Genomic DNA, 264 nt, shown 5'->3' with positions numbered 1-264 from the left:
CCCCTTTTTCAGCTGGTTATATTCATATTTAGGCTGCTCTGTGTAAGGGTAATCCCCTAGATCCAAAGAAATTAAGAGATCAGCAAGCTTTTCGTGACCACCATTTAATGTGGAAGGGACTTTATTTAACTGTTGCATCAATCGATCGACTTGTGATGGAAAAATAACCGACGGGTTTAATGGGGCTTGATACATGGTAAACATGGGGTTTATGTACACGAGAAATGCTTCAACATTGAAGTTATATCCAAGTTCCTGAAGCAG

General features: G+C 39.8%; 1 pseudogene. It reads right to left on the bottom strand.

Features of this window, described 5'->3' with window-relative positions:
- A pseudogene (locus tag RYX56_RS23045) lies at nucleotides 1–264 on the bottom strand (NERD domain-containing protein); the annotation flags it as partial.

The sequence above is a fragment of the Alkalihalophilus lindianensis genome, assembly GCF_032843265.1.
GTDB classification, from domain to species: Bacteria; Bacillota; Bacilli; order Bacillales; family Bacillaceae_D; genus Alkalihalophilus; species Alkalihalophilus lindianensis.
Note: the sequence above shows the minus strand (reverse complement) of the source record. Positions and strands in the feature narration are given on the sequence as shown.